The sequence below is a fragment of the Shewanella sp. SG41-4 genome, assembly GCF_014164505.1.
In the GTDB taxonomy this organism is placed as follows: Bacteria; Pseudomonadota; Gammaproteobacteria; order Enterobacterales; family Shewanellaceae; genus Shewanella.
The window spans coordinates 1-6650 of sequence record NZ_JACJFI010000222.1; the positions used below are offsets into that span (position 1 = coordinate 1).

Below are 6650 nucleotides of genomic sequence, written 5' to 3' on the forward strand. Positions count from 1 at the left end.
TAAATCGAACAAGGGTTTACAATATTCCTCACATACAGCGAATAAAACTTGAGGCGAGCGCCGGTTAAATCCGTTATTATGTGCAGCTAATTCATTATTTATTGAAGTTTTCTGACTATGGCAATTCAATCTAAATACACAAACACTCAAGTTGAAGCACTTATCAGCGAGCTGCTTGCAGTACTAGCTAAGCATCAAGCACCTACCGATTTAAGCCTAATGGTATTAGGCAATTGCGTGACCCATTTACTCGACAAAAAAGTCCCAGGTGAATCACGTCAAAAAGTTGCTGAGCAATTTGCTAAAGCCTTAACACAGTCGGTAAAATCATCGACTAAATAATATTTATCACTAATGCTAACAATCAGTTACACTGAAAATAGTCTGTGATAATAACGTAGGAATACGAGTTAACATGATCGAGCGCAAAAAGCAGCAAATGACGCGTGATAAAGTGTCACGCTTAGTTAATTGGGGTCACTGGTTTGCCTTCTTCAATGGCATATTGGCGATGTTAATTGGCGCTCGATATATTGGCAGTGTCGGCTACCCAGAAACCATTATTGGTTGGGCTTATCTGTCAATCAGCACCATTGGCCATTTTACCTTTTTGGCCTTTATCGGTTACTTAATTTTTATCTTCCCGATTACCTTACTATTACCTTACTCTAAAATTTTACGTGGTTTTGCTGCATTTATCGCCTCACTTGGTTTGTATGCCTTACTGTACGACACCATTATTTATGACGACTACGGTATCCATTTAAGTCCTTTTGCGTTCGACTTAGCCTGGCAAGACCTCAATGCACTGCTTCACAGCACCTCATATATCGTCACACCCATTGTGATTGTATTAGTTGAGCTGACTGCCGCTAATTTTTTATGGAAACGCATCGACAAAATTCAGAAAAAACAATGGGGCAATAAAGTCGTTTTGTTTGTAGGTTTATGTTTTGTTAGCAGTCATTTATTCCATATTTGGGCTGATGCAACCAACATGACCGAAATCACCCGCTTTGACGACGCCTACCCTGTGTCATACCCAGCCACAGCACGCTCGTTTATGGAAAATCACGGCATTGACAGTAGTATGCAGTCAACAGAATCTCACAATACTAAATCACGCAAGCTGAGCTATCCCATCAGCCCGATGCAATGCACTGCAGACAGCCAACCCAATATTATGGTTATTAGCATAGACAGTCTACGAGCCGACATGGTCGACAGTGTCACCATGCCATTTTTAAGCCAATATCGGATTAACAATCAGCGCTTTATGAATCACTATAGTGGTGGCACAGACTTTGAAACCAGTATGTTTACCCTCTTGTATGGTTTACAAGGCAACTATAGTGATCGCAAAGAGTTTGATAGCACCAGCCCAATATTAACCGATACGCTGTCACAACAAGGTTATCAATTAGCCATGTTTGCGCCTGCAAATGATCATTACGCAGCCAGCAGTGCAATGTTTAACGGTATAGATATTCAGATCAGCCAAGGCGATAATGGTAGCGCAGATGCAGATATCAACACCATTAATGCGGTCAATACCTGGCAGCCTAAGCAAACACAACCGTGGTTTGCATTAGTCAATCTTACCGCACCAAAAGATTACGACACCCCGGTCGGTTTTTTAGGCGTACAAACCATCAAACCGCACATGGCATTAAAGCCAGCGCAAAAGGTGCTGTTTAATCAATATCGTCAATCGCTTAACTTTATCGACCAACAACTGGCTAGCCTACTCAATAACGTGAGTGATGATACCATTGTGCTCATCACTGGCACTTACGGCCAGGTCTTTACCAGTAACACCAGCGACGCCCGCAGCGATTTATCGCCAGGAAATGTTAAAGTACCGCTGATTATTCATTGGCCCGGCAGCCACGGTAATAAAGTGAATTACCGCACCAGCCATTACGGCATAGCACCAACCTTGCTAAGCCATGTGTTAGGTTGCACCAACCCAGGCACCGATTACAGTTCAGGCCGCAGCTTGTTAGAACCTAATAATGAAACCTGGGTCTACATAGGCGACAGTCGCCGTTTTGCCATTTATCAAAAAGCTGAAATAACGGTATTAGATCGTTTCGGTAAATATCGCATTTACGATTTAGACTATAAAAAACGTTTAGATAAGAAAATGAGCGCACCAGAATTGATCCAAGTAATGCGTGAAGGTCGTAGACTGTATAATCAATAAGATATTTTATTACTAATAACATATTTAGCTTAAAATATTGTAAAAGAGCGAGCTATTCATTAGCTTGCTTATGCATAGATAAGGTCGACGATTTTATTAAATGGATAGTTTATAATCAATCGATAACCGACTGATAACTAACTACTTGCGTAAGTAAAGCACAGTTGATAAAGTCATTATTCACTTAGTTACCCCAAGGCTAATAGCCATACTAAGTGATTGGCATATAGAATAATGTTGCTATTATATCCAGTGTCATACTAAACAAGTTCGGTATGTAGCGCAGCCCGGTAGCGCACTGTCATGGGGTGTCAGGGGTCGGAGGTTCGAATCCTCTCATACCGACCAAATTAAAAACAAAAAAGCCTTTACGCATCAAATGCTTACAGGCTTTTTTGTGTCTAAAAATAATACGTGAATTACGTGGATTTTAATAATCCGGTCAAACCCTCTGCTCTACAATTACAACATACGTTATCTCTGTCATACCTTTTTTTAATGTCTAAATGTAGCGAGTCACGAGGTTTGAGAAATGAAAACGGGTGGTTTGAGATAGGCAATATCGTATATTTCTCAAACCGAGTGACGTCACTTGGTTTGAGACAAATCAAAAATACATCAATTGAATAACGTTTAAACCTGCCTTAAATCGATTGTAACGAACGACGTTTAACCGTCCCATCACCGCAGGTGAGAACACCCACTTTATGTTAGGCCTCTATTTAAAAGCAGCTTCGATTTTTTCGGTATCTAAGTACTTCTCAAATGCACCCAAACTTTGAGAGACTGATGATTCTGCCATTAACTCTTGCATTGCCACTTGCCCTACAATACCGAATGCAGACTCAAATGCTGTTGAATTTTCTTCAATAGCCTTCTTGGATATTTCTTTGCAATCTTTAGTTATTAATCTAGTAATAAGCTCTCCAACATATTTATTCATTTGATCTAAGTTAGCATCTGAGACATTTGAATAAGGTTTTATAGTGCTATGCTGGGACATACCAAAGTAGATCCATTTAGCTAAATTCTTCCTTTCTTTTCCATTCATTGAATCTGTTAAACAGACACCTAACTGCTGCGTTGCAGAGACTGTGCTTGCTGATGCATGCGGGCTCATTACAGCTGCTATTAAAATAATAGTGGAGATTAACTTCATAATGCTTTCCTTATTGATTGCCTAACGCCCCTCTAATAAGTGAACCAAGTGCTGGCGGGCGATTTGCTCAGTAAATGGCATGACAGCATTGGTGAATCTGAATTTAGAGGTTTGTTATACGCAACTTTCAGCTTTAGGTCTAAAGTAGTTTTTTGAGGCTGGTAATAGCAAAAAAATCATTGCAAATAAGGGGATGATATATATTCCCAATATCGGATAAATTCTAAATGCCTCAAACAGAGAAAGATCGTAAAAATACTGGTCATAAGCCTTCCAAAGCCAAAAAAGAGGTAATCCACCAGTCCCTATTAAACCAATAATCAAAGATTTTTCATCTCGCTTTTTCAAAGCAGAAGCAACCCAAAAGAAGGCTGCTCCAGCAATTAACTGTGAAACTGCAGTTGATGGCCTAGCATCTACGACGAACATCATCCATGCAGCAAGAGTAATGCTGACTCCTGAACTCAAGTAAAGCAACATTAAAGTCATTTTGGCAGAAAAAGGCATTTACAAACTCCTTGTGTATAACGCTTCAGTATTTATGCGTTGCGCTGTTTGCATGGCATAAATCGCTTGTTGGACTTGGCCGATGCCGAGTCCAGGTTAATGGGTAAGCTTTATGCTAAAGGAATTTGCTTTTTTTGATACTGGCTCTGGGCTGTAGAGCAGTGTTGAACTGATAATATGGCTTGGTTTGTACGTGTTTCATTGCAATTCCCTTGTCACTATGGTGTTCCATCACATCTTTTTTAAGTCTAACTGATTCAATGAGGTTAATACACTCGATTGAGTCTGCATTTAGCTCTGCGTTGCGGCTTAGTTCAACGCTTAGGATAAGGACGCGGCTTCGCGCGGCCTATCCTTATTTGTATGTTTAATTACTTATAAAAGATAGCTATTAATTTTTGATAACCATAGACATCACAAGACCTGCAATCATTCCTTGCGTGGCGGCAACTGCAATACGAACGAGCATCATCGGCTCTGTTATAGAGCTGTAAGTATAAGCTAATGAGCCCTCGTCTATTTTAGCCACAATACCAAACAACAAACCATATATCACACAAACGAAAACCTTTTTAGGTGAAATCAACCATTGATAAATAGCTACGAAAACACTAGAGACAATCAACACCCCAACAACATGATCTATAGGGGAAGCAGTCCCCTGCCTTAAAGCATCAGTTATTTCTCGGTAAATTGGCCTGATGCCAAGTTCTCTAAAGATACCTTCCAAACCAAACCATGCCAAATAATCCAGTCCTGTCCATGTTAAAAAGACCAAAGCTATCGCAGCTATATATTTACCAAACACTTTATACTTTTCCACTAAACTCTCCTGAAACATAAGGTTTTAATATTTGTGCGTTGCGCCGTTTGCATGGCACAAACCGCTTGTTGGACTTGGCCTATGCCGAGTCCAGGTTAATGGGTACGCTTTATACTATAGGAATTTACTTTTTTTGAGGCTAGCTCTGGACTGTAGAGCAGTTTGAGTCAATTGATATCGAGTAGTGGGTAAGTTTTTCATTGAAATTCCTTTTCATTATGGTGTTCCATCACATCTTTTGAGTCTAACTGATTCAATGAGGTTAATACACTCGATTGAGTCAGCATTTGGCTCCGCGCAGCAGCTAAGTTCAACGTGACTGTAGAATAACTCTAACAGCCAAATTCAATTAAAAAACGAGCTCTTGAAATCAATCCTAAGCGCTTTTAAGACACTAGGTAATGCATTTGGAACCCAGAAAAAAAGCTGTTTTTCTTTAAAATGAGTAACTCTACAGCCTCAACGCCTAATTAACAGGCAAAAAAATGGTTGGTAAAAATACGCGACGAAGGAGCAAATACCAACAGTTATTTGTCCTTATTTATTAGCTTTTTAGGAAGAGGTATTGTGCACAACTCTTTTCCAAAGAGATCGCCAGATATATACTCTGTCAAATAACCAGAAATACCACATTGTTTTTGTATTCCTTCGATAATTGAGACATGTATATAATTTTTATTATTTATTGAAACTATATTCATTGAACTAGGTGAACCGCCTCCGCAACGATCAGAACCGAAAGACTCCTCTTTATCTCCATTCAATATTTCTAAATATGGAACTTGTTGTGTTCCTCCAGAAAATCTAGCAACTTCTTCTAAATCACCATCATTATCAATATCTATCGACAAAAAATTTTGTGTATCTCTTGTTCCTGGGAAATTAAATGGAATATCTACTTTTACCCAGTTTTCTCCTTGATCTATTCCTTCGGAAATTTGATGGCAAACATTAACTGCCTGAACAGATGCACTAAGCATAACCAATACAAGGGCGACTGATAACTTCATTACTCTGCCTCAACGCCCAATTAACGGGCAAAAAATTGTTGGCTAAAATAAGTGAACGTAGTGAACAAAAAGCCAACTTTTTTTGTCCTAATTTAATGACTTGTAATATTTTTATTGCATCAAGTTCATATGTTTTACGCTTTGCAGTTGCTCTAATCAATAGAATCGATTAATTTCTATACTTATTTGAATGCTGCATGCTAATAAGAAGAGGGCTACCGAGAACAATCATAAAGAGTATAATGAAAACAACAAACGAATAATAAGATATAAAGAGCATTAATACTACGGTTAGCAGTAAAGGCACTATTAATGCTGTAAAAACGTAAATAAGCTTTGTAGTTAAATTTGAATTACTTTTAATAGACAAAATCATTCCAATGCTTATGGCTAGACTTATAAGCAGAGGCAAAAAGAAAAAAAGAAAAAGTAAGCCCCAAAAAAATCCAATTGGATTTCCTACCATAAAATGCTCCTTGCAATAATCAATTGGGTCATGCTCACCTCAATGTCAGACATAATCTAACTCTACCAAGGTATTCGCTAATTGTGGATAACACAAAAATATAACGTTTTAGTATTTGTGCGTTGCGCTGTTTGCATGGCACAAACCGCTTGCAGGACTTGGCCGATGCCTAGTCAAAATCAATTGGTATGCTTCATGCTATAGGAATTTGATATTTTTGAGGCTAGCTCTGGGCTACAGAGCAGTTTTGAATTGATTACGAGGCTTAATTTGTATGTGTTCAATTGCAATTCCCTTGTCATTGTGGTGTTCCATCACATCTTTTTTAAGTCTAACTGATTCAATGAGGTTAATACACTCGATTGAGTCAGCATTAGCTCTGCGGCTTAGTTCAACGCTGCAAGCAACTGCAGCTGTAACATAACTTGTGCATGCGCGAATATTTTACCGCACATACACAAGTGGAGAGTAAGCTGTCA

6 protein-coding genes and 1 tRNA gene are annotated in these 6650 nt (G+C 38.9%); 3 read left to right on the forward strand and 4 right to left on the reverse strand.

All coding sequences use genetic code 11. From position 1 onward, the window contains the following. The first annotated feature begins 117 nt into the window (after positions 1-117). The 3 genes from H5202_RS16505 to H5202_RS16515 all read left to right on the forward strand — a co-directional run bounded on the left by H5202_RS16505 (position 118) and on the right by H5202_RS16515 (position 2554). The gene (locus tag H5202_RS16505; RefSeq protein ID WP_182773037.1) at positions 118-342 is read left to right on the forward strand and encodes a YejL family protein; all 225 of its coding nucleotides are present in this window, start codon (positions 118-120) and stop codon (positions 340-342) included. A gap of 73 nt (positions 343-415) precedes the next feature. Beyond that, entirely contained in the window at positions 416-2206 is a 1791-nt protein-coding gene (locus H5202_RS16510; RefSeq protein WP_182773038.1) for a DUF3413 domain-containing protein, read from the forward strand. A gap of 271 nt (positions 2207-2477) precedes the next feature. Next, a tRNA-Pro gene (locus H5202_RS16515) sits at positions 2478-2554 on the forward strand. 370 nt (positions 2555-2924) lie between these two features. Here the strand turns inward: H5202_RS16515 and H5202_RS16520 are convergent. The 4 genes from H5202_RS16520 to H5202_RS16535 form a co-directional block, all read right to left on the reverse strand. Further along, positions 2925-3365 carry a hypothetical protein gene (locus tag H5202_RS16520; RefSeq protein ID WP_182773039.1) on the reverse strand — a complete coding sequence of 147 codons (441 nt, stop codon included), beginning with the start codon at positions 3363-3365 and terminating at the stop codon, positions 2925-2927. A gap of 114 nt (positions 3366-3479) precedes the next feature. Further along, positions 3480-3872, reverse strand: a complete 393-nt coding sequence (locus H5202_RS16525; RefSeq protein WP_182773040.1) for a hypothetical protein — start codon at positions 3870-3872, stop codon at positions 3480-3482. 391 nt (positions 3873-4263) lie between these two features. Further along, on the reverse strand, positions 4264-4695 hold the full coding sequence (locus H5202_RS16530; RefSeq protein WP_182773041.1) for a hypothetical protein: 432 nt from the start codon (positions 4693-4695) through the stop codon (positions 4264-4266). A 527-nt stretch (positions 4696-5222) separates the two neighbouring features. Continuing rightward, positions 5223-5705: a hypothetical protein gene (locus H5202_RS16535; protein WP_182773042.1), complete on the reverse strand. Its 483-nt coding sequence runs from the start codon at positions 5703-5705 to the stop codon at positions 5223-5225. Positions 5706-6650 lie beyond the last annotated feature (945 nt).